25 protein-coding genes and 2 pseudogenes (1 of these 27 cut by a window edge) are annotated in these 25,171 nt (G+C 41.9%); 22 read left to right on the top strand and 5 right to left on the bottom strand.

The features are described 5' to 3' along the window. The 5 genes in view from thiL to tsaD are tightly spaced (at most 14 nt apart) and all read left to right on the top strand, a layout consistent with a single transcriptional unit that may run on beyond the window. A protein-coding gene (thiL, locus tag PUN35_RS11485; protein ID WP_014479021.1) for a thiamine-phosphate kinase crosses the window boundary here: on the top strand, window positions 1-289 show its 3' end. It extends 689 nt beyond the left edge of the window; only the last 289 of its 978 coding nucleotides appear in the window; its start codon lies off the left edge, out of view; it ends in the stop codon at window positions 287-289. Between the two features lie 14 nt (window positions 290-303). After that, the gene (tsaE, locus tag PUN35_RS11480) at window positions 304-780 is read left to right on the top strand and encodes a tRNA (adenosine(37)-N6)-threonylcarbamoyltransferase complex ATPase subunit type 1 TsaE (RefSeq protein ID WP_014479022.1); all 477 of its coding nucleotides are present in this window, start codon (window positions 304-306) and stop codon (window positions 778-780) included. After that, window positions 761-1,450, top strand: a complete 690-nt coding sequence (tsaB, locus tag PUN35_RS11475; protein WP_014479023.1) for a tRNA (adenosine(37)-N6)-threonylcarbamoyltransferase complex dimerization subunit type 1 TsaB — start codon at window positions 761-763, stop codon at window positions 1,448-1,450. Before tsaE ends, tsaB begins: the two co-directional genes overlap by 20 nt. Window positions 1,451-1,459: 9 nt before the next feature. After that, entirely contained in the window at window positions 1,460-1,915 is a 456-nt protein-coding gene (gene rimI / locus PUN35_RS11470) for a ribosomal protein S18-alanine N-acetyltransferase (RefSeq protein WP_014479024.1), read from the top strand. Beyond that, the gene (gene tsaD / locus PUN35_RS11465) at window positions 1,908-2,948 is read left to right on the top strand and encodes a tRNA (adenosine(37)-N6)-threonylcarbamoyltransferase complex transferase subunit TsaD (RefSeq protein ID WP_003234076.1); all 1,041 of its coding nucleotides are present in this window, start codon (window positions 1,908-1,910) and stop codon (window positions 2,946-2,948) included. Before rimI ends, tsaD begins: the two co-directional genes overlap by 8 nt. A 225-nt stretch (window positions 2,949-3,173) precedes the next feature. On the opposite strand, the gene PUN35_RS11460 is transcribed toward tsaD, so the two are convergent. After that, window positions 3,174-5,102, bottom strand: coding sequence for an ABC-F family ATP-binding cassette domain-containing protein (locus tag PUN35_RS11460; RefSeq protein WP_014479025.1), 1,929 nt, complete (start codon window positions 5,100-5,102; stop codon window positions 3,174-3,176). A 125-nt stretch (window positions 5,103-5,227) separates the two neighbouring features. On the opposite strand from PUN35_RS11460, the gene moaC reads away from it, so the two are divergent. The 4 genes from moaC to tatC are packed head-to-tail and all read left to right on the top strand — an operon-like array spanning window position 5,228 to window position 7,350. Beyond that, the gene (gene moaC, locus PUN35_RS11455; protein WP_003243499.1) at window positions 5,228-5,740 is read left to right on the top strand and encodes a cyclic pyranopterin monophosphate synthase MoaC; all 513 of its coding nucleotides are present in this window, start codon (window positions 5,228-5,230) and stop codon (window positions 5,738-5,740) included. Then, the gene (locus PUN35_RS11450) at window positions 5,737-6,384 is read left to right on the top strand and encodes a redox-sensing transcriptional repressor Rex (RefSeq protein WP_003234073.1); all 648 of its coding nucleotides are present in this window, start codon (window positions 5,737-5,739) and stop codon (window positions 6,382-6,384) included. The genes moaC and PUN35_RS11450 overlap by 4 nt, the downstream gene beginning before the upstream one ends. Window positions 6,385-6,405: 21 nt before the next feature. Next, window positions 6,406-6,579, top strand: a complete 174-nt coding sequence (tatAY, locus tag PUN35_RS11445) for a sec-independent protein translocase protein TatAY (RefSeq protein WP_003234072.1) — start codon at window positions 6,406-6,408, stop codon at window positions 6,577-6,579. A gap of 6 nt (window positions 6,580-6,585) precedes the next feature. Next, a complete protein-coding gene (tatC, locus tag PUN35_RS11440; RefSeq protein ID WP_072592586.1) occupies window positions 6,586-7,350 on the top strand; it encodes a twin-arginine translocase subunit TatC in 765 nt (254 codons plus the stop codon). 231 nt (window positions 7,351-7,581) lie between these two features. Here tatC and PUN35_RS11435 read toward each other — a convergent pair whose 3' ends face one another. Continuing rightward, complete coding sequence (locus PUN35_RS11435) at window positions 7,582-7,773, bottom strand: YdiK family protein (protein ID WP_003225680.1); 192 nt, start codon at window positions 7,771-7,773, stop codon at window positions 7,582-7,584. Continuing rightward, window positions 7,770-8,504: a CPBP family intramembrane glutamic endopeptidase gene (locus PUN35_RS11430; RefSeq protein ID WP_003234069.1), complete on the bottom strand. Its 735-nt coding sequence runs from the start codon at window positions 8,502-8,504 to the stop codon at window positions 7,770-7,772. Before PUN35_RS11430 ends, PUN35_RS11435 begins: the two co-directional genes overlap by 4 nt. A 238-nt stretch (window positions 8,505-8,742) precedes the next feature. Between PUN35_RS11430 and groES the strand changes: the two genes are divergently transcribed. The 6 genes and pseudogenes from groES to PUN35_RS22495 form a co-directional block, all read left to right on the top strand. Further along, window positions 8,743-9,027, top strand: a complete 285-nt coding sequence (gene groES, locus PUN35_RS11425; protein WP_003155970.1) for a co-chaperone GroES — start codon at window positions 8,743-8,745, stop codon at window positions 9,025-9,027. A gap of 46 nt (window positions 9,028-9,073) precedes the next feature. Then, window positions 9,074-10,705, top strand: coding sequence for a chaperonin GroEL (groL, locus tag PUN35_RS11420; protein ID WP_003234067.1), 1,632 nt, complete (start codon window positions 9,074-9,076; stop codon window positions 10,703-10,705). 559 nt (window positions 10,706-11,264) lie between these two features. Then, entirely contained in the window at window positions 11,265-11,420 is a 156-nt protein-coding gene (locus PUN35_RS11415; RefSeq protein WP_155119280.1) for a hypothetical protein, read from the top strand. Between the two features lie 404 nt (window positions 11,421-11,824). Continuing rightward, a complete protein-coding gene (locus PUN35_RS11410; protein WP_014479028.1) occupies window positions 11,825-12,628 on the top strand; it encodes a sce7726 family protein in 804 nt (267 codons plus the stop codon). After that, window positions 12,629-13,573, top strand: a complete 945-nt coding sequence (locus PUN35_RS11405) for a sce7725 family protein (RefSeq protein ID WP_014479029.1) — start codon at window positions 12,629-12,631, stop codon at window positions 13,571-13,573. It begins immediately after the preceding gene. 60 nt (window positions 13,574-13,633) lie between these two features. Continuing rightward, window positions 13,634-13,752: pseudogene (locus tag PUN35_RS22495) on the top strand (hypothetical protein); the annotation flags it as partial. Between the two features lie 136 nt (window positions 13,753-13,888). Here the strand turns inward: PUN35_RS22495 and gutR are convergent. Next, a complete protein-coding gene (gene gutR, locus PUN35_RS11400; protein ID WP_014479030.1) occupies window positions 13,889-16,390 on the bottom strand; it encodes a glucitol operon transcriptional regulator GutR in 2,502 nt (833 codons plus the stop codon). A gap of 201 nt (window positions 16,391-16,591) precedes the next feature. Here gutR and gutB point away from each other — a divergent pair, with 201 nt between their 5' ends. From gutB to PUN35_RS11365, 7 genes and pseudogenes are all read left to right on the top strand, one after another. Further along, entirely contained in the window at window positions 16,592-17,653 is a 1,062-nt protein-coding gene (gene gutB / locus PUN35_RS11395) for a sorbitol dehydrogenase (RefSeq protein ID WP_033881543.1), read from the top strand. Window positions 17,654-17,726: 73 nt separating this feature from the next. Continuing rightward, a complete protein-coding gene (locus PUN35_RS11390) occupies window positions 17,727-19,118 on the top strand; it encodes an MFS transporter (RefSeq protein ID WP_014479032.1) in 1,392 nt (463 codons plus the stop codon). A gap of 94 nt (window positions 19,119-19,212) precedes the next feature. Beyond that, window positions 19,213-20,175: a carbohydrate kinase family protein gene (locus PUN35_RS11385; protein ID WP_033881542.1), complete on the top strand. Its 963-nt coding sequence runs from the start codon at window positions 19,213-19,215 to the stop codon at window positions 20,173-20,175. Between the two features lie 195 nt (window positions 20,176-20,370). Continuing rightward, window positions 20,371-21,055, top strand: a pseudogene (locus PUN35_RS11380) (PspA/IM30 family protein). Between the two features lie 65 nt (window positions 21,056-21,120). Then, on the top strand, window positions 21,121-22,146 hold the full coding sequence (locus PUN35_RS11375) for a TFIIB-type zinc ribbon-containing protein (RefSeq protein ID WP_014479036.1): 1,026 nt from the start codon (window positions 21,121-21,123) through the stop codon (window positions 22,144-22,146). Then, the gene (locus PUN35_RS11370) at window positions 22,146-22,910 is read left to right on the top strand and encodes a TPM domain-containing protein (protein WP_014479037.1); all 765 of its coding nucleotides are present in this window, start codon (window positions 22,146-22,148) and stop codon (window positions 22,908-22,910) included. The genes PUN35_RS11375 and PUN35_RS11370 overlap by 1 nt, the downstream gene beginning before the upstream one ends. 30 nt (window positions 22,911-22,940) lie before the next feature. Continuing rightward, window positions 22,941-23,912: an SPFH domain-containing protein gene (locus PUN35_RS11365; RefSeq protein ID WP_014479038.1), complete on the top strand. Its 972-nt coding sequence runs from the start codon at window positions 22,941-22,943 to the stop codon at window positions 23,910-23,912. A gap of 47 nt (window positions 23,913-23,959) precedes the next feature. Here PUN35_RS11365 and PUN35_RS11360 read toward each other — a convergent pair whose 3' ends face one another. Next, window positions 23,960-24,985 (bottom strand): potassium channel family protein, encoded by a 1,026-nt coding sequence (locus tag PUN35_RS11360; protein ID WP_014479039.1) that lies wholly within the window; start codon window positions 24,983-24,985, stop codon window positions 23,960-23,962. Window positions 24,986-25,171: the final 186 nt, after the last annotated feature.

Raw genomic sequence — 25,171 nt, 5'->3', positions numbered from 1 at the left:
CAGCTGTGTTTCAATTGAAATTGATGAAAGCATGCTTCCAATTCATTCTGATTTGCCTAAGCTTCATCCTAACTGGAAAGAATGGGCTTTGTTTGGCGGTGAGGATTTTGAGCTGACAGGGACGGTTTCAAAAGAGGAGTGGGAAGTGTTGAAGCAGCAGTGCGCAGCACGTCAACTTCCCATTACAAAGATTGGCCATGTCAGGGAAAAAACAAAATCTAAAGTGATCCTAAAAACAGATCAAACATCAATGATCTTAGAGAAAAAGGGATATAATCATTTTAAATAAGACGGGTGACTCGTGTGAAGCAATTAAAATGGAGAACTGTAAATCCAGAAGAAACAAAAGCAATTGCCAAGCTTGCGGCAGCGTTTGCTAAACCGGGAGACGTCCTGACATTAGAGGGCGATTTAGGTGCAGGAAAAACGACTTTTACGAAAGGTTTTGCAGAAGGGCTGGGAATTACACGTATTGTAAACAGTCCGACTTTTACAATTATAAAAGAATATAACGATGGCGTACTTCCTCTTTATCACATGGATGTGTATAGAATGGAAGATGAAAGTGAAGATTTGGGACTTGATGAATATTTTCACGGACAAGGTGTCTGTCTCGTTGAATGGGCTCATTTAATTGAAGAACAGCTGCCACAGGAGCGACTGCAAATTGTCATCAAAAGAGCTGGTGATGATGAGCGGGAAATTACCTTTACTGCTGTCGGGAATCGGTATGAAATGCTTTGTGAGGAGTTAAGTAGACATGACAATATTAGCAATTGATACATCAAATTATACATTGGGCATTGCGCTGCTTCGAGAAGACACTGTTATAGCAGAATACATTACATATTTGAAAAAGAACCACTCTGTAAGAGCGATGCCTGCTGTTCATTCATTGCTGAATGATTGTGATATGGCACCGCAGGACCTTTCTAAAATTGTCGTTGCAAAAGGCCCAGGTTCATACACAGGAGTAAGAATAGGTGTGACGTTGGCCAAAACACTTGCCTGGTCTTTAGACATTCCAATAAGTGCTGTATCAAGTCTTGAGACGCTTGCGGCAAATGGCCGGCATTTTGACGGTCTGATCAGCCCAATCTTTGATGCTAGACGGGGACAGGTGTACACAGGTCTGTATCAATATAAAAATGGGCTTTTAGAGCAAGTTGTTCCAGATCAAAATGTGATGCTGGCAGATTGGCTGGAGATGCTAAAAGAAAAGGGGCGTCCTGTTTTGTTTTTAGGTCACGACACTTCTATTCACAAGCAGATGATAAAGGATGTTCTTAGAACAAAAGGATTCATTGGAACTGCTGCCCAGCATAACCCGCGTCCTTCAGAATTGGCTTTTCTCGGGAAGGAAAAGGAAGCAGCTGATGTTCATGGGCTTGTCCCGGATTACTTGCGGCTGGCAGAAGCTGAAGCGAAATGGATTGAAAGTCAAAAGTAGGGTGATAGGATGAAAACAAAAGCAGCGGTCAGAAATATGCGGCTTGAAGATATAGATCACGTATACGAAATCGAAGCATCCTCCTTTACGTCTCCTTGGACGAAGGATTCGTTTTATCATGAGCTGCTGGAAAATCCGTATGCTCATTATCTCGTGATTGAAAAGGACGGCTATCTTGCTGGGTATTGCGGGATTTGGATTGTGATGGACGATGCCCAAATTACAAATATAGCGATAAAACCAGAGTATCGCGGCCAGTCTTTAGGAGAAACGCTTTTTCGCTCAGCTGTTGAACTGTGCAAAGAAAAAGACGCAAGGCGGCTTTCGCTTGAAGTGAGGGTTTCGAATCATCCTGCTCAAGGCTTATATAAGAAATTCGGGATGCAGCCCGGCGGAATAAGAAAGAACTATTATACTGATAACGGGGAAGATGCGTTAATTATGTGGGTGACGATAAATGAGTGAGCAAAAAGACATGTACGTATTAGGAATTGAAACAAGCTGTGATGAGACTGCTGCAGCTATTGTGAAAAACGGGAAAGAGATCATTTCAAACGTAGTAGCCTCTCAAATTGAAAGCCATAAGCGCTTCGGAGGCGTTGTTCCGGAAATTGCTTCAAGACATCATGTTGAACAAATCACTTTGGTTATAGAAGAGGCGTTTCGCAAAGCTGGCATGACGTATAGTGATATTGATGCGATTGCAGTAACAGAAGGTCCGGGACTGGTGGGGGCGCTTCTTATTGGAGTGAATGCCGCTAAAGCATTGAGCTTTGCACATAACATTCCGTTAGTAGGCGTTCATCATATAGCCGGTCATATATACGCGAACCGTCTTGTAGAAGACATCGTGTTCCCGGCACTGGCATTGGTCGTTTCAGGAGGCCATACAGAACTGGTTTATATGAAGGAACATGGATCATTTGAAGTCATTGGGGAAACCCTTGATGATGCGGCAGGAGAAGCCTACGACAAAGTGGCGCGGACGATGGGATTGCCATATCCGGGTGGACCGCAAATTGACAAGCTAGCTGAAAAAGGGAATGACAATATTCCGCTTCCTCGCGCATGGCTTGAAGAAGGCTCTTACAACTTCAGCTTTAGCGGATTGAAGTCTGCGGTGATCAATACGCTTCATAATGCATCCCAAAAAGGGCAAGAGATTGCTCCGGAAGATTTGTCTGCCAGTTTCCAAAATAGTGTGATCGATGTCTTGGTAACCAAAACGGCGCGCGCGGCAAAGGAATATGATGTCAAACAGGTCCTTTTAGCCGGAGGAGTAGCTGCAAACAGAGGCCTCAGAGCTGCATTAGAAAAGGAATTTGCCCAGCATGAAGGGATTACGCTTGTCATTCCTCCATTAGCTTTATGCACGGATAATGCTGCGATGATTGCTGCTGCTGGTACAATTGCTTTTGAAAAAGGAATTCGCGGTGCATATGATATGAATGGCCAGCCCGGCCTTGAATTGACTTCTTATCAAAGTCTCACGAGATAATAGCGTGAGACTTTTTATATGTTTGTTATTAACAGATAATTCACAATTTATCCACATGTCTGTGAGTAATTATAGAGATATAGATGGATAAAGGGCTGAAGTCGCTGTTAATAAAGTGGATAAATTCAGAATATTTTGTGGATATTGTGTATAAAGTTTACTTTGTTTACTTATTAGGAGATGTTCTGTGGATAAAAAGCACCTCTAAAAAGAGGTGCTTGACTTTTAATCTTCTTCTGTGGATAGTTCTTCCCATTCGGACAAAAGAGATTCCAGCTCCTGATTGAGCTTCTCATTGTCTGCATGGATAGCTTGTACTTTTTCATGATCCTGATAGACTTCAGGGTCACATAGCAATTCATCATTGCGGCTGATGTTCTCCTCAATGGTTTGAACGGTGGTTTCAATTTCTTCAATCCGACGGAGTCGTTGGCGCTCTTTCTTTTTCCATTCTTTTTCTTCCTCGTAGGAACGTTTGGAGTCAGACTTCACAGTAGCTGGCGTTTTTTCAGTTTCTTCTTGCTGATTTATTTTCTCCAATTCAAGCTGCTCTGTTTTTTTCTCTGTATAATAATCGTAATCTCCCAGATACTCCTCTATATGGCTTGAAGAAAGCTCCAATACTCTTGTGGCGATTCTGTTAATAAAATATCTGTCATGTGAGACAAATAACAGTGTGCCTGGATAATCAATCAGCGCGTTTTCGAGAACTTCTTTGCTGTCTAAATCCAGATGGTTAGTCGGTTCATCAAGGATGAGAAAGTTGGCTTTTTGAAGCATCAGCTTAGCTAGAGCCAATCTTGCTTTTTCGCCTCCGCTCAGTGAATGAACTGGTTTCAGCACATCATCTCCGGAGAATAAGAAATTTCCGAGACACGTTCTGATTTCTTTTTCTGGGAGCCCGGGGTACTCGTCCCACAGCTCATCAAGGACACGTTTAGAGGAAGTCAGCTCTGCCTGTTCCTGATCATAATAGCCGACACTGACATTTGAGCCGTATGAGATCGTTCCTTGATCTGGTTTTAGGGTGTCTATTAATGTTTTCAGCAATGTCGATTTACCAATTCCGTTAGGGCCGACAAGCGCTGCGCTTTCTCCTCTTGTGAGCATGAATGACACTTCTGTTAAAAGCGGCGGCTGGTTTTCATAGCTGATTGTGAGATCATGAACACGAAGGACTTCATTTCCGCTCTGTTTTGTAATATCAAAATGAAAGTTTGCGGATTTTTCATCGCCAAGCGGTTTTGACATGACTTCCATTCGCTCCAGCTGCTTTCTGCGGCTTTGCGCCCTTTTGGTGGTAGAGGCTCTCGCCAGATTTCGGTCTACGAAGTCCTGCAGCTTTGCAATTTCGTCCTGCTGCTTTTCATACATTTTCAGATCTTTTTCATACTGCGCGGCTTTTTGATCGAGATAAGCGCTGTAGTTGCCGTGATACTTTTTGCTTTCTGCTCTTGATACCTCGTATACCTGGTTTACTACTTTGTCCAAAAAGTAGCGGTCATGCGATACGATGAGGATGGCGCCTGAATAGCCTTGCAAAAAATGCTCAAGCCAGGTAAGCGTATCAATATCCAGATGGTTTGTCGGCTCATCGAGAATGAGCAAATCAGGCTGTGTTAACAGAAGCTTACCTAAAGCCAGTCTTGTTTTCTGGCCTCCGCTGAGGCTTTGAACCTGTGTAGAATCGTCAAAATGGCTGAAGCCGAGACCATGCAGCACAGATCTAACATCCGCTTCATATTGATAGCCGCCTTTATCTTTGAATTCCTGCTGAAGGCGGTCGTAGGTTTTCATGATGCTTTCTAATTCACCCGGGGCAGCTGCCGCCATTTTTTCTTCCATAGCCCGCATTTCCTTTTCCATTGCTTTTAAGTGGTCAAAAACAGTCAGCAGCTCTTCTTTTATGGTAAGCTTAGAATCCAAGCCAGTATGCTGGGCGAGATATCCCATTGTAATATCTTTCGGTTTAATAATTTCGCCCTTCTCATACGAAAGCTGGCCTGCGATAATTTTAAGGAGCGTGGATTTTCCGGCGCCATTTCTTCCTACAATGGCGATGCGATCACGATTTCTGACTTCCAGCTTTATATTGTTTAAAATAGTATCAGCACCAAACGATTTGGACAGCTGATTAATTTGTAAGATCATCATATTATTTCACCTCTGCTATAATAAGTTAAGTGTAGCTTATGAACCAGAAGTCAGCAAACAATACATTGGCCATATAAGACATAGAGAAGAAAATAGTGTATGATCTGTTTAAGGAGCGTTTTAATATGAATGGATTTTCTCATTTTAATGAACAGGGCAGAGCCCAGATGGTGGATATTAGCGAAAAATCTTCGACTGTCCGTACTGCGGCGGCTGTTTCAAGCGTACACATGAAGAATGAGGTGTACGAGAAAATACAGAGTCATGATATCGGCAAAGGAGATGTACTGGCTGTCGCACAGGTGGCAGGCATTATGGCCGCAAAGCAAACGTCGAATATCATTCCGATGTGCCATCCGCTTTCATTGAGCGGGGTAGATATATCGTTTGACTGGAAAATAAAAGAAGCAGAAGTTATACTTCATATAAAAGCACAGGTCAAAACGAAAGGGAGTACAGGTGTGGAAATGGAAGCGCTCACTTCTGCATCGGTGTGCGCTCTTACCGTTTACGATATGTGCAAGGCCCTTGATAAGGGGATGGTCATCGGCCCTACTTTCTTGCTGGAGAAGACAGGCGGGAAAAACGGTGACTTTAAAAGAGAACTATCCGAGTATAATTTGGAGGACCAAAAATGAATAAGGATCAATCAAAAATTCCGCAGGCGACGGCGAAACGGCTGCCGCTTTACTATCGCTTTTTAAAGAATCTTCATGCGTCAGGAAAACAGCGTGTATCATCCGCTGAACTTAGTGATGCCGTAAAGGTTGATTCTGCCACGATTCGGAGGGATTTTTCCTATTTTGGAGCTCTTGGCAAAAAAGGATACGGATATAATGTGGATTATTTGCTGTCTTTTTTCCGAAAAACGCTTGATCAGGATGAGATGACAGACGTCATCTTGATTGGTGTCGGGAACTTGGGAACGGCATTTCTTCACTATAATTTCACAAAAAACAATAACACAAAAATTTCTATGGCTTTTGATATAAATGAGAGTAAAATAGGAACTGAGGTAGGCGGCGTGCCCGTCTATAACCTTGATGACCTTGAACAACACGTAAAAGATGAATCAGTTGCCATTCTTACAGTGCCAGCAGTTGCCGCTCAATCCATTACAGACAGATTGGTCGCATTAGGAATCAAGGGAATCCTTAATTTTACGCCGGCCCGTTTGAATGTGCCGGAACACATTCGAATTCATCATATAGATTTAGCAGTTGAGCTTCAGTCACTGGTTTATTTTTTGAAGCATTATTCAGTTTTAGAGGAAATCGAATAAAGGGAAAGGAGGAGCCCAAATATGCCGATCGGTCCTGGAAGCCTTGCTGTTATCGCAATCGTTGCTCTGATTATCTTCGGTCCCAAAAAGCTGCCTGAATTGGGGAAAGCAGCGGGAGACACACTTCGTGAATTCAAAAACGCTACTAAAGGATTAACGAGTGATGAAGAGGAAAAAAAGAAAGAAGATCAGTAAGTTAGGATGACACGAATGAAAGTGAATCAAATGTCGCTGCTGGAGCATATTGCTGAGCTTCGAAAACGGTTGCTGATTGTAGCGCTGGCGTTTGTCGTTTTCTTTATTGCTGGATTTTTTTTAGCAAAGCCGATTATTGTGTATCTGCAAGAAACAGATGAAGCGAAGCAGCTTACGCTTAACGCGTTTAACCTGACAGACCCGCTTTATGTGTTTATGCAGTTTGCGTTTATCATCGGCATAGTCCTGACCTCGCCAGTTATTCTTTATCAGCTTTGGGCTTTTGTGAGCCCGGGTCTCTATGAGAAAGAGCGCAAAGTAACGCTCAGCTACATTCCGATCTCTATTTTGCTGTTTTTAGCGGGCTTATCTTTTTCATATTATATTTTATTTCCTTTTGTTGTTGATTTTATGAAGCGGATCTCTCAGGACTTGAATGTCAATCAGGTGATCGGAATTAATGAATATTTTCATTTTCTTCTGCAGCTGACGATTCCGTTTGGACTGCTGTTCCAAATGCCGGTCATCCTTATGTTTTTGACCAGGCTCGGAATTGTGACACCGATGTTCTTGGCGAAAATCAGAAAGTATGCGTATTTTACGCTGCTGGTGATCGCAGCCCTGATTACACCGCCTGAGCTTCTGTCCCATATGATGGTCACAGTCCCGCTTTTGATTTTATATGAAATCAGTATTCTGATATCGAAGGCCGCCTATCGGAAAGCGCAGAAAAGCAGTGCAGCCGATCAGGACGTGTCTTCTGTGCAATAATAAAAAATCCATTTCTCATGCGAGAAATGGATTCAGCGTGTTGACAAACCCCCGCATTCGTTGTCAAGTCTGTGCGTTGGTGCTCATGAATGAAAACATTCGCTCCGCTCCAATGCTCGCCTTTCCTAGACTTCAAGGGTTTTCAATCACGCTGAAAATGACAAAATCCTAAAACGAAAGCCGTTTTAGGATTTAATTTGAATCCATTTCTCATTCAGAAATGGATTTTCTTTATTTTTGGTTCTTTTTGATTTTAAATGAAAAGGCGAACATCTTAAAGGAAATGCTGATGTTGTAAGCGGCGAACACCATCAGCAGGATGGAGTAAAATGACCACATGCTGCCTGGTGAGCTTGCGGCAAGATAAGTAAAGATGCACCCTACGGCAAAGTAGATCATTCCCCAAACTACCGGGTTTCTCATAAAAATAATCCTCCAATAATCAATTGCATTTGTGTGCTCTGCTGTTCAAGGTAATTACGAACAGGCTCAAGCTGCATGATGACGACGAATGTATTCATCATTAAATGGGCGAAAATCGGCACCCATATCCGTTTTGTTCTCGCATATAAAAAGGCAAAGGTAAAGCCCATTGCTGTATATAGAAGGAGATGCTTCAAATCAGCGTGAACAATACCGAAGATAACCGAGCTGATCAGTCCTGCGAAAAAGAAATTCGTTTTTTCGTACAGCGCGCCGAAAATGATTTTTCTGAAGATGATTTCTTCTAATATAGGCCCGACGATGGAAGAAACGATAATCATGAGCGGGACTGCCTGAATGACATCCAGAATCGCTTGTGTATTTTCTGATTCTCTTCCGATGCCAAAAACATAATATTCAATAGAGCCTGCTATTCCTTGAGAGAAAAGGGCAATGAAAAAACCGGCTATCGCCCAAAGGATAGAAAGTCCGATTGAGTCCTTCTGTCCGTTTCGCAGCGTTTCTTTCGGAACGGTTCTCAGAATGAGCAGAACAACAACGAGACAGGCGATAAAGCTGATAACGGACCATAATCCTTGTGCATGCAACATATTTTCATCTGTAGGCTGTCCTCCGGCATAACCGAATTTAAATAACAAGGGAATCGCGATTAATGCGGAAAACTGCATGATGATATATGTCAAAATAATAAACCAATACTGTTTTCTCAAATGGTATGTACTCCTTTGTTAAGTGGGTTTCGTTCATCTACAGCTATTGTAACATAATCGGTACGGGGGTGAAAAAGCTAACGGAAAAGCGAGCGGAAAAGAATGATGTAAGCGTGAAAAAATTTTTATCTTATCACTTGAAATTGGAAGGGAGATTCTTTATTATAAGAATTGTGTTAGCACTCTTTAGTGCTGAGTGCTAAAATTGCATATTCATACTATTGAGGAGGTTATTACATTGTTAAAGCCATTAGGTGATCGCGTTGTCATTGAACTCGTAGAATCTGAAGAAAAAACTGCCAGCGGAATTGTGTTGCCGGATTCTGCAAAAGAAAAACCGCAAGAAGGCAAAATCGTGGCAGCTGGTTCAGGTCGCGTGTTAGAAAGCGGAGAGCGCGTTGCTTTAGAAGTAAAAGAGGGCGACCGCATTATCTTCTCAAAATACGCAGGTACTGAAGTGAAATACGAAGGTACTGAATACTTAATCTTACGTGAAAGCGACATTTTAGCTGTTATCGGCTAATTCTTAAATAAACAATACTTAAAACATTTGAGGAGGTCTTGTAAACATGGCAAAAGAAATTAAGTTTAGTGAAGAAGCTCGCCGCGCAATGCTTCGCGGTGTCGATGCACTTGCTGATGCTGTTAAAGTAACTTTAGGACCAAAAGGACGCAACGTGGTTCTAGAGAAAAAATTCGGTTCTCCGTTAATCACAAATGACGGTGTAACAATCGCTAAAGAAATCGAGCTTGAAGATGCGTTTGAAAACATGGGTGCGAAGCTTGTAGCTGAAGTAGCCAGCAAAACAAACGACGTTGCCGGTGACGGTACAACAACTGCGACAGTTCTTGCGCAAGCAATGATCCGTGAAGGCCTTAAAAACGTAACAGCGGGCGCTAACCCTGTAGGCGTGCGTAAAGGGATGGAACAAGCTGTAGCGGTTGCGATCGAAAACTTAAAAGAAATTTCTAAGCCAATCGAAGGCAAAGAGTCTATCGCTCAGGTTGCTGCGATCTCTGCTGCTGATGAGGAAGTCGGAAGCCTTATCGCTGAAGCAATGGAGCGCGTAGGAAACGACGGCGTTATCACAATCGAAGAGTCTAAAGGCTTCACAACTGAGCTTGAAGTTGTTGAAGGTATGCAATTCGACCGCGGATATGCGTCTCCTTACATGGTAACTGACTCTGATAAGATGGAAGCGGTTCTTGACAATCCTTACATCTTAATCACAGACAAAAAAATCACAAACATTCAAGAAATCCTTCCTGTGCTTGAGCAGGTTGTTCAGCAAGGCAAACCATTGCTTCTGATCGCTGAGGATGTTGAAGGCGAAGCACTTGCAACACTTGTTGTGAACAAACTTCGCGGCACATTCAACGCAGTTGCTGTTAAAGCTCCTGGCTTCGGTGACCGCCGTAAAGCAATGCTTGAAGACATCGCTGTCCTTACTGGCGGAGAAGTCATCACAGAAGATCTTGGCCTTGACCTGAAATCTACTCAAATCGCTCAATTGGGACGCGCTTCTAAAGTTGTCGTTACTAAAGAAAACACAACAATCGTTGAAGGCGCTGGCGAAACAGACAAAATTTCTGCCCGCGTGACTCAAATCCGCGCTCAAGTGGAAGAAACAACTTCTGAATTCGACAGAGAAAAATTACAAGAGCGTCTTGCTAAACTTGCTGGCGGCGTAGCTGTCATCAAAGTCGGCGCTGCGACTGAAACTGAACTGAAAGAGCGTAAACTTCGCATCGAAGACGCCCTGAACTCAACTCGCGCAGCTGTTGAAGAAGGCATCGTATCCGGTGGTGGTACAGCGCTTGTAAACGTATATAATAAAGTCGCTGCAGTTGAAGCTGAAGGCGATGCTCAAACAGGTATCAACATCGTGCTTCGCGCGCTTGAAGAGCCAATCCGTCAAATCGCACACAATGCTGGTCTTGAAGGATCTGTCATCGTTGAACGCCTCAAAAACGAAGAAATCGGCGTAGGCTTCAACGCTGCAACTGGCGAATGGGTAAACATGATCGAAAAAGGTATCGTTGACCCAACGAAAGTTACACGCTCAGCTCTTCAAAACGCTGCGTCTGTAGCTGCAATGTTCTTAACAACTGAAGCCGTTGTCGCTGACAAGCCAGAAGAAAACGCTGGCGGCGGAATGCCTGATATGGGCGGCATGGGCGGTATGGGCGGAATGATGTAAGGCTTTTAAGCCATACATTTGAGAAATAGTTAAGCCTATTTCTCACCCATTTTTGCTCATTTTGTGAAGTAGTCAAGTAAATAATTTATATCAATAGCAAAAGCCACTTCCTGTAAAAGGAGTGGCTTTTTGTGTTATAAATATTTATGTTTCAAGGTTTTTGGATGATGGCTATTCAATAAAATAAGAAAATTATTATGTGCCCTTAAGGATTAGAAACAAGTTTTAAATGATGAGTATATTACTAAAGGATGACTGGCGGGAACTTTAAACACCCAACTGGTGAGGATTGAGCATTTTTAATGTGAGGTTATTAAGAACAATCCAACCAAGAAGGGTTAAATGCAAAAAGTTGATGGGAAAATCAACGCCTGAGTAATTAACAATTATTCGACAGATGTTTATTTCTACAGAAGGGTATAGACGTGAAAAGACCGCGAATGTGTAGAAAATATCTACTAAGTTAATAATGGAGAAATTATGAACAAAATTCAAGTCAGTTAATAAAATTATGATTTCATGTTTGAAAGAGACTAACACATTTGAGAAGGTACAAAGAATGATTGAAGAATATGTCGTTATTAAATCAGTTTCATATTTTTGTGTAACTTTACCTAATAAAGAATTAAATACTTGCAAAGTTAACTCTGTTGCTCCGCATAAACCTTATTTTCTCGATAGGCTTCGCCCTGCTTCTCAAAGATGGAGTCAATAGATTGAAGCCTGAGAACTCTTATAGCACTTTTAAATTTGCCGCAACAGTTACAGAGTATGGTGACTTTCTTTATTGTTTATGGTATAATTCATTTGTTTATTAATTTGGTTGAATATACCTATTGAAATAAATAACATTAATAAATCAAATAACAACATTAAGAACAAACCAAACACAAATTTTCCTCATTAAGCGGAGTTATTTGTGTTTTTTTGTTTTCGAAGAAATTAAACTTAAGGGGAATTAAGCGAGCCTTGTGATACTTATGGCTAGACTTTAAATTTGAAGCTTTGGGGGAACATTTAAAGGGTGGCGGAAAAGTGGAAGGTTTAGTTTATGAAAAATGATACAACATCGCATTCAATAGAGTATTTGAAAAAGTCGATAAGAAAGAGTGGTTTTAGATGGAGAGTGCCAAGTTTAATGAATGGTTTAATAGAAAGACTATAACAAAGCTAATTCAAAGAGATATAGATAAGGAAATATCAAAACAAATAAAAAACTCTAGTAATTTATATAAAGATTTAGCTGCTACTTATAGAAACGAGTTCTTTTACAAAAACACTCTGTTTAATAAATATGTTTTAGGTACTTATAGTTTGAACACCACAGTTGCACTAAGTGAAATAGAGATTGATAATTCAAAGGCAGATTTTGCTTTAATTAATAAGCGCTCATCGTTTGTTGTAGAAATTAAAACAGATTTAGATACATTAGATAAATTAATTTATCAAATTGAAGATTACTATAAAGTTTTTTCTTTAGTTTACGTACTCACTTCTGAAAATTACTATTATCAAGTATATCGCTTAGTTAAAGATACAAAAGTAGGAATTATGGTATTAACAAAGAGAAATACTATCAGTGTTCGAAAACATGCAAAAGCTGACTATAGCAAATTAGAACATGATATTCTTTTCAGAATCCTAAGAAAACAAGAATATGAAGATTTAATAAAAAAACAGTTCAAAGAAGTTCCAGAGGTAAAACCTATCTTTAAATATTCAGTTTATTTGAACATGTTTAGACATTTAGATATAAAAAAAGCCCAGAATTTAGTTTTTAATATGGTATTGAGAAGGATAAATAGGAATAATGTAGAATATTTAAAAGAAGTACCTATGGAATTAAGGTGGCTAGTTTATCAATCTCATTTAAATCAAGAGAAATTTAAAAGGCTATTAAAAAACTTACAAGGGGGAACTTAAATGTATTTTCCATTTCTAAGGGGCAAACAGAACGAATTACTTGCATTAAAGAATTTAAAGGATGCGGAGATTTTGTCTGATAGTATCTTTCCGGTTATTGAACCTGTGAAGTATTCTAAACAGTTAGTAAATACCTTGAAAGGCTTACTTAGTGAAGGTCATAACATGATTCTGATAATGAACCCAAGTGTAGGAACATTTATTGAGGAACTAAATGATAACGAACAACAGATGGATGAAATTTTAAAGATTATGAGCCATCCATCTGTAACTATTGGTTATCATTTGAACTCAGAGGCGGCTCTAGAAGAATTACCTCAGCTTGTCGAAAGGTGTTCTAGGACTTTAGCAGATACAGCCATTTTCCACAATAATCAAATAAATTTAGATATTTATGAAAAAATATTTGGAGAATTTGAAGCACGTTATAATTTTATTCCAGACCAAAAGCCACTTAAAAGGCGATTTCGAAATAAAAATGGTGTGATCTTTAGAGATGCTTTTATAAAACGCACACCTAACGCAGAATACTTAAATTATGAAGTTGAATGGTTTTCTTCAGACCATTTAGATTTTGAAGATGAAGAATTCTTGGGGTTTTCAGATTATTCTATTGTAGGAAAAGAATATGCAGAAAGTGGATTTGGTGCAAAAGCTATTGCTATTCATGTGATTTACCCCGATGAATCAAATAATCTGTGGATAAGGCATTTTGTATCGGATTCCAATGAAAATCGTGCGGACCAAGCTGGTAAATTTGGTGAAGCCCTTAGCAAATTTGTAGAATGGCATGATAAAACTGAATCAGTTTTAATCAATACACAAGGATTAAATGAATTATTAGACTGTGCTAAAAATGGAAATTACCCTGGCCTAGGAATGTTGAAACGGTACTCAATTAAGCATCACTTAGAACTTATAGGTAATATGTTAGTTAAAGTTTAAACGAAGTGGTTAATGGCTATTTAATATAAGTAAAAATGTTTATATATAAACGTATAAACGTTCTTAACCACTGAAGCTGTTGTTGCTGAAAAGCAAGAAGAAACGTTGGTGGCGGAATGCCTGATATGGGCGGTATGGTGAATCAAATGGCGAAAATCATTGGTATATTAAGGGTTTGACCGTGAATTCATTTGAAATACTCATGCATATTATCGAGAGAAGGCCTTCTCAGTTTACTTAACTAAGAAGGCCTTTTTATTTTTATAAAAACGGTGTGAGTTTGCTTATTCTAAGATAATACTAACACTTTATTAACTATAATGTAATTTCACGGTTTCCTTTAATCACCATATCCAGTTGTTCCACCTCCCCACGAATCCCAATCGCAGGCTCCCACGAATCAATCAAACGAATCGCCCTCTGATTAGCTTCACTCGCCTTCGTTTTCTCTCCTTTACGATATAACAACTGCGCCATCCCATAATCATAATAGATCAATTCAACCTGATTGGCGTTATGTTTGTCATAGAGCATTTGCTCAAAGGCTTCTTCCGCTTTCTCAAATTGACCACATTTCACGTAAGCGACACCCAGATTGAAATAGGCTTCTATCGTTTTTTCGCCGCCGTACGTGGAGCTGATTTCATTTGCCGCTTCGTATAATTGAATGGCTTCTTCATGATGACCTCTCGCAAAGCTTAAGTCACCGCGAACCAATAGAACTCTGTGTTGAATGGTAGGGGAAATCGGTTGATTTTCGATTGCGTTTAAAATGGTCTTTGCTTTTTCCTGTTGCCCGGCTTTTAAAAACAGCCTTGCTTTGAGTGCGTGTCCCCAAACCTTTAGATCATGGGCATCGTGAGCGTCGGATTGTTCCAGAATCTTCAGGCCGGCTTCTATTTGCTGAAGCGCTCCGTCTAAATCATTGACTTCCATCAATGCCCAGCCTGAGGTGTCGATTCGGAAGTACGCTTCTCGTGTGTGTTGGCCTAAGTGATGGGCGGCGTCGGCGGCTTTGCGCCCGTATTCGATTCGCAGGGGCAGGTTGATTCTGCTTAGAAAATGGCTGATGCGGGTGATGAGTTCGATTAGGATTTCTTTTTGATCGGTTTCACTTGCCCATTGGATGACCTTTAAGATGTTTGGCCATTCTTGTTTCATTTGATCTAAGTTCCGTCCCAGCAGGTAGCTCCAATAGATAGAGTTGGGCTGTTCCCGCTTTAAATGGGTTTCGGCATAATCAATATAATAGTGCGCCCAGCGATTGCGGGCTTCTTTTTCATATTCGTGCTGTTCGGACAAGTGCTGTTCTCCGTAAGCGACAACGGTTTGGTGCGCTAAGTATTGTGTCCTGCCTTGGCTTCGTTCCGGCTGAATCAGCGCATATGACCGCATTTGCTCCATAGCGTAATGAAAACGGCGGGCGTCTAATCCGGCTGCTGCCGCCAGGCTTTTTTCATCAGGCGGCTTGCTGAAAAAGCAAAGCGTCTGCCATAGCTTTCGCGTATCTTCATTGCATCTATCCCAAGTGCGGCCAAAGAGGAATTCAAACAATTCCAGCAGTGAATAGCCTGCTTTTCCAAGCTCATGAATCAGCTGCTGAGCGGGGATGTCATCGTCTGACATATAGGCAATGCTGAGTGCCATGGCTTTCGGGTTTCCGGCAGTCGCTGAAATGAATTCGTTTTTCAGGTCAGATGATAGATGTAACAGCTGCTCCAGCTTTTCCCGTTTATTTTGAATGTTGCATGTTTGTAAGCATCGGTGCACTTCTTGCTGAAAAAAATCCAAGGCATCTGTTTGCTCAAGGCCGCTCAGCTGAATAGCTGTCATTTCTCCGAAGCTTTCCCGATAGGTTTGCTTTACGTTTTCCCGCGCTGTGAGGAGAACTTTCACGCCTTGCGGAAGGCTGGTGATAAATTCATGAATGTCACGTTCTGCGGTATCAATGCTGTCAACAATCAGCAGGATCGGTTTTTCTCTTGTGTAATTGGCTAACGCATTGCGGACGACGAATCGTTTTTCATTGATTGATTTATCGATTTGTTCTGTGCGTCCGAGCTGATAGGCGATCGTATTTAAAAAATCGCTAAAGCTCAATCCTTTCCAATCAGCGCTGACCCAAATGATACTGTTGAACGCCAGCCAATCTGAAGTATCGTCGACACAGGAATAAGCGGCTTCAAGAGCGACTGTGGTTTTACCCATACCAGCCCAGCCGGTGATTAAACAGACTGGTGAAGGAGAAAGCATCCATTGCCGTATCGCTTCCATATCAAAGCTGCGTCCGATAAAGCGTCCGGACCAGCGTGAGGGTAAATTATGCGTGATAGGCTGTTCTGTAAGCGCATTCGTTTCATGGCCGGGTCTGTCATGAAACAGCCGTTTTACTACATTTTCAATTTCGTCTTCACTCGGAGCCCCAAATAATCCGTCTTTTCGCAGTATTTTCGCTTTTTTCAAACAAGACGCTGCCCATACAGGCAATGCGGGTTTGATGACTGGGATGGTGGTGGTTTCCAGCAGGTTGGTCAACCACTCGATATCGAAGTCGGTCTTTTCGAGAATGATCCAGATCATTCCGAACAGTTTTCCGTCCTCAATTCTTCCGGGAATGTAGTTTGCCCCCATCTGTCCGATCCAGCTTTTGATCGTGTTTGGGGAGACTCCCAGCTGGAGCGCGATTTTATCTATATAAGACTGTCCTGTTTTTTCGTTCTTTTTCCTTCTGACTTTATAATCAGGATGAAGTTTTAGCGTTTTGACGCCAGGTGCCAGCAGTTGTGCAAATTGTTTTCGGTTTTCAAGTTCAGCCATAAGCCTGCACCTCCTATTAGTACTATTTTATCAATCCAGCGTTTTTTGTATATGAAAAAATAAAAGGACAGTGCCGCTGTCCTTTTATACAGCAGGAAAGGCTGTTGAACGTGTTGAAAAGCAGATAAAATGGGGGCAGTAACAGAGAAAACAAAAATGTATGCACTTACATTTTATTTTCTAAAGAAAGGAACTTGCCAAATGACTCACACAGTACCTCAAAACATGAAAGCGGCTGTTATGCACAACACAAGAGAGATCAAAATTGAAACATTGCCTGTGCCTGACATCAATCATGATGAAGTGTTGATTAAGGTGATGGCTGTCGGAATTTGCGGATCTGATCTGCATTACTATACAAATGGCCGAATAGGCAACTATGTTGTGGAAAAACCATTTATCCTTGGGCATGAATGTGCGGGAGAAATTGCCGCTGTCGGATCAGCTGTCGATCAATTCAAAGTCGGTGACCGCGTCGCTGTTGAACCTGGTGTTACGTGCGGACGCTGTGAAGCGTGCAAAGAAGGGCGCTATAATCTTTGCCCGGATGTACAGTTTTTGGCTACACCGCCGGTAGACGGCGCGTTTGTCCAATATATTAAAATGCGTCAGGACTTTGTTTTTTTAATCCCAGACTCACTTTCTTATGAAGATGCTGCTTTGATCGAGCCGTTTTCTGTCGGCATCCATGCGGCGGCCAGAACGAAGCTACAGCCCGGATCAACGATTGCGATTATGGGGATGGGCCCTGTTGGGTTAATGGCTGTTGCCGCAGCTAAAGCATTTGGGGCAGGCACAATCATTGTCACCGACTTAGAGCCGCTGCGGTTAGAAGCTGCGAAAAAAATGGGAGCGACTCACATTATTAATATACGTGAACAGGATGCACTTGAAGAGATTAAAACGATCACGAATGATAGAGGCGTTGATGTTGCTTGGGAAACAGCAGGGAATCCAGCGGCATTGCAATCCGCACTGGCTTCTGTGCGCCGGGGCGGAAAATTGGCGATTGTCGGTTTGCCTTCACAGAACGAGATTCCGCTCAACGTGCCGTTTATTGCGGATAATGAGATTGATATTTACGGGATCTTCCGTTATGCCAATACGTATCCAAAGGGAATCGAATTTCTCGCTTCCGGCATTGTGGACACGAAGCATCTAGTAACGGACCAATATTCGCTGGAGCAGACACAAGAGGCGATGGAACGGGCGCTTCAATTTAAGAATGAATGTTTAAAAGTGATGGTGTATCCAAATCGCTGAGTGAACAGGGAGGATCTTCGTATTCTCCCTCTTATTTACTGGAAATGAAAACGGATTCTTGGGGTGGGGAATGATGATTGAAACAGAAAAAGTAACGGCAATGAAAGTGAAGCATCAGTCAAAATCCAGTACCGGACTGTCCTGGTTTGAACGAATCGGTTATGGATTCGGCGATATGTCGTATAATATTATCTTTCAGTTTGTAAACGCATACTTATTATTTTATTATACAGACGTCGGCGGCATTCAGCCTGCGGTGATCGCAACTTTGTTTCTTGTTGTGCGTGTGCTGGATGCTATTTTTGACCCGATCATGGGATTGATTTTAGATAAAACAAATACAAGGTGGGGAAAAGCAAGGCCATATTTGCTGTGGGTGGCATTTCCTTTTGCGCTATTCACATTCTTATGTTTTACGACGCCTCATTTCGGTGAGACCGGAAATATGGTATATGCGTATGTCACTTATATTCTGCTTGGGATGTCCTTTAGTATGCAAACGATCCCGGTGAACAGCTTAACGGGGCGGATGACGAATTCGGTGGAGGAACGGACGGTTCTGACCACAACCCGGATGATTTTGGTGTATATCGGCATTCTTTTATCCATTTCCTGTGCGACACCGCTTGCAACTGCTATCGGAGGAGAGAATCAGGCGTTTGGGTTTCAAATGACGGCGCTCATCTATGCGGCTGTCAGCATCGTTTTGAATCTATTTAGTTTCTTTACTGTACGGGAGCGAATTCAGCCTAAAAAGAGAAAAAAACAAGGGATCAAAAAGACATTATCCGTTTTATTCCAAAACAAACCCTTGCTTATGTTAATTTCATCCTTTTTGGCTTTTGCGATCGGGTTTAATATTAAGCTCAGCACGATGGTGTATTATTTTACGTATAACGTCAACCATAAAGAGTTCGTATTTATGGGCACCGTTTTATTTTTCGGAGCAGCGCTGATCAGCAATTTGTTTATTCCTTTCTTTTCTGAGAAGTGGGGCAGAAAACAAGTCATGATCATCACGGCAGCTCTATCGCTTATTTCTTATGCCGGCCTGCATTTTACGCCGTATTCTTCCATTACACTCATTTTCATTTGGCTTTTCGTTTCGGGATTTTTCACAACGCCTTTAAATACGCTTGCTTGGGGAATGGTGGCTGATTGCGTCGATTATGCGGAATGGAAAACCGGAGTTCGCGCGGATGGTGTTGTGATTTCGAGCATGAGCTTTATTAATAAGCTGGGTGTTGCGTTAGCCGGGTCATTTTCGGCCATTTACTTAGGAATCGCCGGGTATGTGGCGAATACAGACCAGACAGTTGCGTCATTGAATGCGATTAAAAATATGAATGCTTTGATTCCGGGATTTTTCATTTTGCTTTCTATTATTCTTATCGCCTTCTATCCTTTAACGGAAAAAAGATATAAACACATCATCTCTGAGCTGGAGCAAAGGTCTGCGAGATAAATAGATGTAAAATTTTTAATATTCAATGTTGTATTTATGGCAAAAAGTAATATACTGAGACTGTAATCTAGACTTTATAAATGAGTGTGATAATATGCGTAGTCATTCTGTAGTTTGTATTGGGGAATTGTTGATTGATTTCTTTTGTACCGATGTTGACGTTGATTTAATGGAAGGGCGCCATTTCCTGAAAAGTGCCGGCGGGGCACCGGCGAATGTGTCGGCAGCGATTGCCAAGCTGGGAGGAGACGCCGCTTTCAGCGGAAAAGTAGGAAAGGATCCGTTTGGGTATTTTTTGAAGCGAACATTGGACGCTGTACATGTCGATACCTCTATGCTGGTGATGGATGAGAAAGCGCCTACAACGCTTGCTTTTGTTTCATTAAAACAAAATGGAGAGCGTGACTTTGTTTTTAATAGAGGCGCGGACGCTTTGTTTACGCTGGAGGATATTGACCAGGAAAAACTAAACGGAGCGAAAATCCTTCATTTCGGCTCTGCGACGGCACTGTTATCAGATCCATTTTGCTCAGCCTATTTACGGCTGATGTCGATTGCGAAAGACAATGGACAGTTTATTTCGTTTGACCCTAACTACCGTGAAGATTTATGGAGGGGAAGAGTCTCAGAGTTTGTAAGTGTTGCGAAAAAAGCGATCGCTGTAAGTGATTTTGTGAAAGTCAGTGACGAGGAACTTGAGATTATCAGCGGTGTGAAGGATCATGAAAAGGGTGTTGCGATCCTTCATGAGATCGGAGCCAACATTGTCGCTGTGACACTTGGGAAAAGCGGAACGCTTCTTTCCAATGGAAAAGACCGTGAAATCATTCCAAGCATTCCGGTGACATCAATCGATTCAACAGGGGCGGGAGATGCTTTTGTCGGTGCGGCTTTATATCAATTGGCAAACACGGATCAGATTCAATCTGTAGAAGCAGATTTTGTGAAACTGCGTGAGATTGTGGCGTTTGCCAATAAGGTCGGAGCTCTTGTGTGCACTAAAATGGGAGCGATTGATGCACTGCCGAGCTTGGATGAGATCGAAGTTTCTTTGTAAATCATTGAAGATGTTTCTTGAAAGTCTTTGGACTTTTGGGGGCATCTTTTTTTATTGCTTACATTTTTGTTCAGGTAAAAAGTTGTATATTTTTTGTTTGAAATGTCATTTTTTATTAAAAAAGTGAAACTTTTAACGATAATAAATAGTATATGTAACAAGGGTTACCGAATTAGCTTTAGGAGGAACGATATAATGAGTATAATTGGAAGATTTAAAGATATTATGTCTGCGAATATCAATGCTTTATTGGACAAGGCTGAAAATCCGGAGAAAATGGCAGATCAATATTTAAGAAATATGAATAGCGATTTGGCTAAGGTTAAGGCAGAAACAGCAGCTGTTATGGCCGAGGAGCAGAGAGCAAAAAGAGAATATCACGAATGCCAGGCGGATATGGAAAAGATGGAAAGCTATGCAATGAAGGCGCTGCAAGCCGGGAATGAGAGCGATGCGAGAAAATTTCTTGAAAGAAAAACACCTTTGGAGTCAAAGCTTTCATGAGCTGCAGGCGGCGAATCAAATTGCTGCAACCAATGCCGCACAGATGAGAAAGATGCATGACAAATTGGTATCTGACATTGGAGAGCTGGAAGCACGTAAAAATATGATCAAGGCGAAGTGGGCAGTAGCGAAAACGCAAGAAAGAATGAACAAACTGGACGCTTCTGTTTCAAGTACAAGCCAATCAATGTCTGCATTCGGCCGAATGGAGGACAAAGTAAATAAGGCACTTGATCAGGCCAATGCAATGGCTGAACTGAACAGCGCTCCGCAGGATGATATGGCTGATCTGACTGCAAAGTATGACACTGGCGGTTCAAGCCAGATTGATGATGAACTTGCGGCGTTAAAAGCGAAAATGATGCTCGATAAGTAATACATAGGAGGCCGCAGCTCTCGGCTGCGGCGTCATTTTATCATAAGATGTGAGAGGGAACGGTAATGATAATATCTTATAAGTGTCCGAACTGCGGCAGTGATATGGCATTTGACAGTGAAACCGGCTCGTTATCCTGCGGCAGCTGCGGAAGACAGGACAATATTGAAAGCCTTCCGAAAGAAAACATTGCGGCACGGTTTTCTGATGATGAAGCAAAAGAATATCAATGTGAAAACTGCGGTGCCGTTTTGATCACGGAAGCTGAAACGACAGCAACGACGTGCAGCTTCTGCGGGGGTGCTGCAATACTTGCCGATCGTTTATCAGGACATTTGGCGCCGGCGAAGGTCATTCGATTTACAATCAGCAAGCAAGAAGCGGAGCAGGCATTTCGAAAGTGGTGCAAAAAAGGCCTTCTGACACCAAGAGGTTTCATGTCTGCCGATCGCATTAAAAGCATCACCGGCATGTATATTCCGTTTTGGATGTTTGATTTAAATAGTGAAGTACAGGTGAGAGCAAACTGTACCAGGGTCCACCGGTATGAAGAAGGGGATTATATTTGCACGGAAACAGAGCACTTTGAAGCGTTTCGTGATATCAATCTCGATTATTTGAAAATCCCTGTCGATGCCTCTGAAAAAATGAAAGACGAATTAATGGACAAATTGGAGCCTTATTCATACGAAGAGCTGAAGGACTTTCAAACGGCATATTTGGCCGGTTATATTGCGGAAAAGTACAATTATACCGATGAGGAGCTTTTTCCGAGGGCAAAAGAGAAAATCAGCAGTTATATAGATTCATACATCCATTCTACTTTTTCCGGATATACGTCAGTCAATGTGAGGGAAAAACATATTCACACGAAAAACGTGAACAGCTTTTACGTTTTGCTTCCTGTTTGGATGGTCAGTTACGATTATGAAAGAGCGGAGCATATCTTTGCGATGAACGGGCAAACAGGAAAGGTTGTTGGAAAGCCGCCGATCAGTCGAGGAAAAGTGGCGGCATGGTTTAGCGGAATAGCAGGCGGGACATTTCTTGCGTTGAAGCTCGTCTCATTGATGATGGGAGGCGGATTTTGATGCGGGGATTTTTAGGGAAAGCGATCTTTGTTGTGCTGGCTGTCTTCATTATGGTGCCTTTACTGGGGATCGAAGCGGCAAGAGCCTCTGAATCGCAGCAGCATGTGTACGATCGCGCTCATCTATTGTCAAAAGCGGAGATCGGAAAACTTGAATCTCTCTCGGCAGAGTTGGGTGCAAAGAGAGACACTAATTTCATCATTATTACGACCAAAAGCACAAACGGTGAAGATATTGCCGACTATACCGGCGATTTTTATGATCGTTACGGAAAAGGCAGTACAGCCATTTTGACCATTGATATGACAAACAGAGAAGTGTTTATCGCAGGCTTCAAAAAAGCCGAACAGTATTTGGACAACAGCAGGCTCAATAGCATCAGAAATACGATTTCATCTGATTTATCCAATGAAAATTATTTTGAAGCTTTTGAGACATATATTCAGCTTTCCTATAAAGATATGGGCATAAAACCGGGAGTAAACCCTGACAACATATTCTTTACATGGTGGTTTCAGCTGATTGCTGCCATCGCAGTCGGGGGAATTGCGGTTTCAATCATGCTTTATCATGCAGGCGGCAAAGTAACGGTTAATGGAAATACATATATGGATCAGCGTACGTCTGATGTGATTGATCAATACGACACTTATATTAGAACGACTGTAACAAGAGAAAGAAAACCATCAGATAAAGACAGCGGCAGCGATGGCGGTGTTACGAAAGGCGGCACGTCATACAGTGGAAGCCGGGGCAGTTTTTAAATGTAAGAAATAGAGAAAGGGAGAGGCGTAATGTCGTTTTTCAGAAATCAATTAGCGAATGTAGTAGAGTGGGAAGAATTTAGAGATGATATGATTTTTTATAAATGGAACAATCGTGAAATCAAAAAAGGGAGCCGTTTAATCATTCGTCCCGGACAGGATGCTGTCTTTTTGAACAATGGGCGGGTTGAAGGAGTCTTTCAAGATGATGGCGATTATGATATTGAATCAGAAATTATTCCATTCCTTTCAACGTTAAAGGGCTTTAAGTTTGGCTTTAACAGCGGCATGCGAGCTGAGGTGCTGTTTGTCAATACGAAGGAATTTACCGTAAGATGGGGAACAAAACAGGCGATAAATATTCCGGCAGCGGGAATGCCAGGCGGGATGCCCATTCGCGCAAACGGCACATTTAATTTCAAGGTGCAGGACTATATCAGCCTGATTGATAAAATCGCTGGCGTGAAAGATCAATATTTTGTAGAGGATATTAAAACCCGTATCATTTCTATTCTGGATCAGCTTCTCATGAAGTGGATCACAAGAGAAGGGAAAGATATGTTTAATCTTCAAGCAAACGCTTTTGATATTGCCAAGGGAATTCAAGAGGACTTAGATATGCGCTTAATAAGCGACGGGATGACAGTCACTGGTTTTCAAATCATGAGCTTTAATTATCCTCAAGAGGTTCAAGAAATGATTACAAAGAACGCTTCCTACGGTATGGTTGGGGATGTGAACAGATACCAGCAAATATCAATGACGGATGGAATGGCATCCGGAAAGATGAGCGGAGGCGGAGCGGCTTCGGATATGGCTGGAATGATGATGGGAATGAATATGGCCAATCAGATGATGAACCAAATGAATCAAAATCAGCAGGCACAGTCATCAGGCCCACAGTCAACTGGCAGCGGAAGCAAACCGAATTTCTGTCCAAACTGCGGAACAAAAACGGGCGAAGCCAATTTTTGTCCGAATTGCGGCCAGAAGCTTGTATAAGAATCATACAGTGAAAAGTCCGGAGTGATCAGACACTCCGGACTTTTTTATTTAGGAGAATAAGCGTTACCTATTGCTTGCTCCTGAACAGGCCACTTTCGAGCCCCCGCTTGGATAATTCCCAGCAGCAATTGACGACGTTCCTTTATTGAATTGACGGCAATTTGAAATGTTTGCTTTGATAAAGCCGGTATGCCTGATTGTTGAAGCTTTGAGATGTCTGGTTCCGGCGGCGCTTGTTCTGCAGGATGGATATAGGCAGTATGAACGGTATCTAGATAGTTTTTGATACTTGAGCGCGCTTCTTTGATATGAAGCTGATTCGGCTGATATTGTTCAGGAATTCCGTATTTGAAAATGGTTAGAGCTTCATCCAATACAGCAACAGCTATAATGGATGATTCCTGATGCTGCGTGCTGTGGTAAAAATGAAGGATGGGGAAGGCGTTATGCTGAGCGGTCAGCTTTCCCAGTTCTGATGAGGCAGCGACAAGAAGAAAATCAATGTCGTGAAAATCTTTGCCATTCCATGCATTATGGACGATTTCTGTTCCGTCATGCCCTAGACTTAATACACTTTGGGCAAAGGAGCGTTTTTGATTAACCGCACTCAAGACGGAAATCAAATACGTGACAGAAAACGTGATGGTAAGCAGTCCTTGAGCTGTTTCAATAATCGTGACAAGCTTCCATAGGCCTCCGTTCGGAGCGAGGTCGCCATTTCCTAATGTAAACATGACATAGCCGGAAAAATAAATTCGGTCTGACCAGGAAGCCAGTTCTTTTGATTGAGTTTCCATAAGTGAGTGAGGGTCACTCGAGTAAATCAAAACCCACCCGCCCCAAAATAGACTGATCCATATCACTAACGTCAGGCATAACAGCAGAGGACCAGCCATACTTAGAACCTTTGCGTGGTCACCGCTGATTTTGCGGCAGCCCTTCCACAGCCAGGCAGACAGGCATCTTGTGATCGGGCCTGCACCGCTCTCTAACCATAACGTGGTCCATAAAAAATCAATCATCCCCGCTGTCAATAATAAAAGGCCTGCAATGATATAAACCTCATTCATTTTGGTTGCCTCCCTTAAGCCAGCCTTCTTTTATTTTTCTTTTCTATTTCCTTTTATCTTGAGTCTGAAACAATTGAACGAATGTTTGATTTTACAGAGAAAAATAGGTGAAGTTACCCAAAACTTACTCATTTATCGATATGAATAGAAAATCACAGGATTTTTGACTTGATTCACACACTTTCA

Source organism: Bacillus sp. N3378-2at, from assembly GCF_033412715.1.
Lineage (GTDB): Bacteria > Bacillota > Bacilli > Bacillales > Bacillaceae > Bacillus > Bacillus subtilis.
This window is presented reverse-complemented; position numbering and strand designations above follow the sequence as displayed.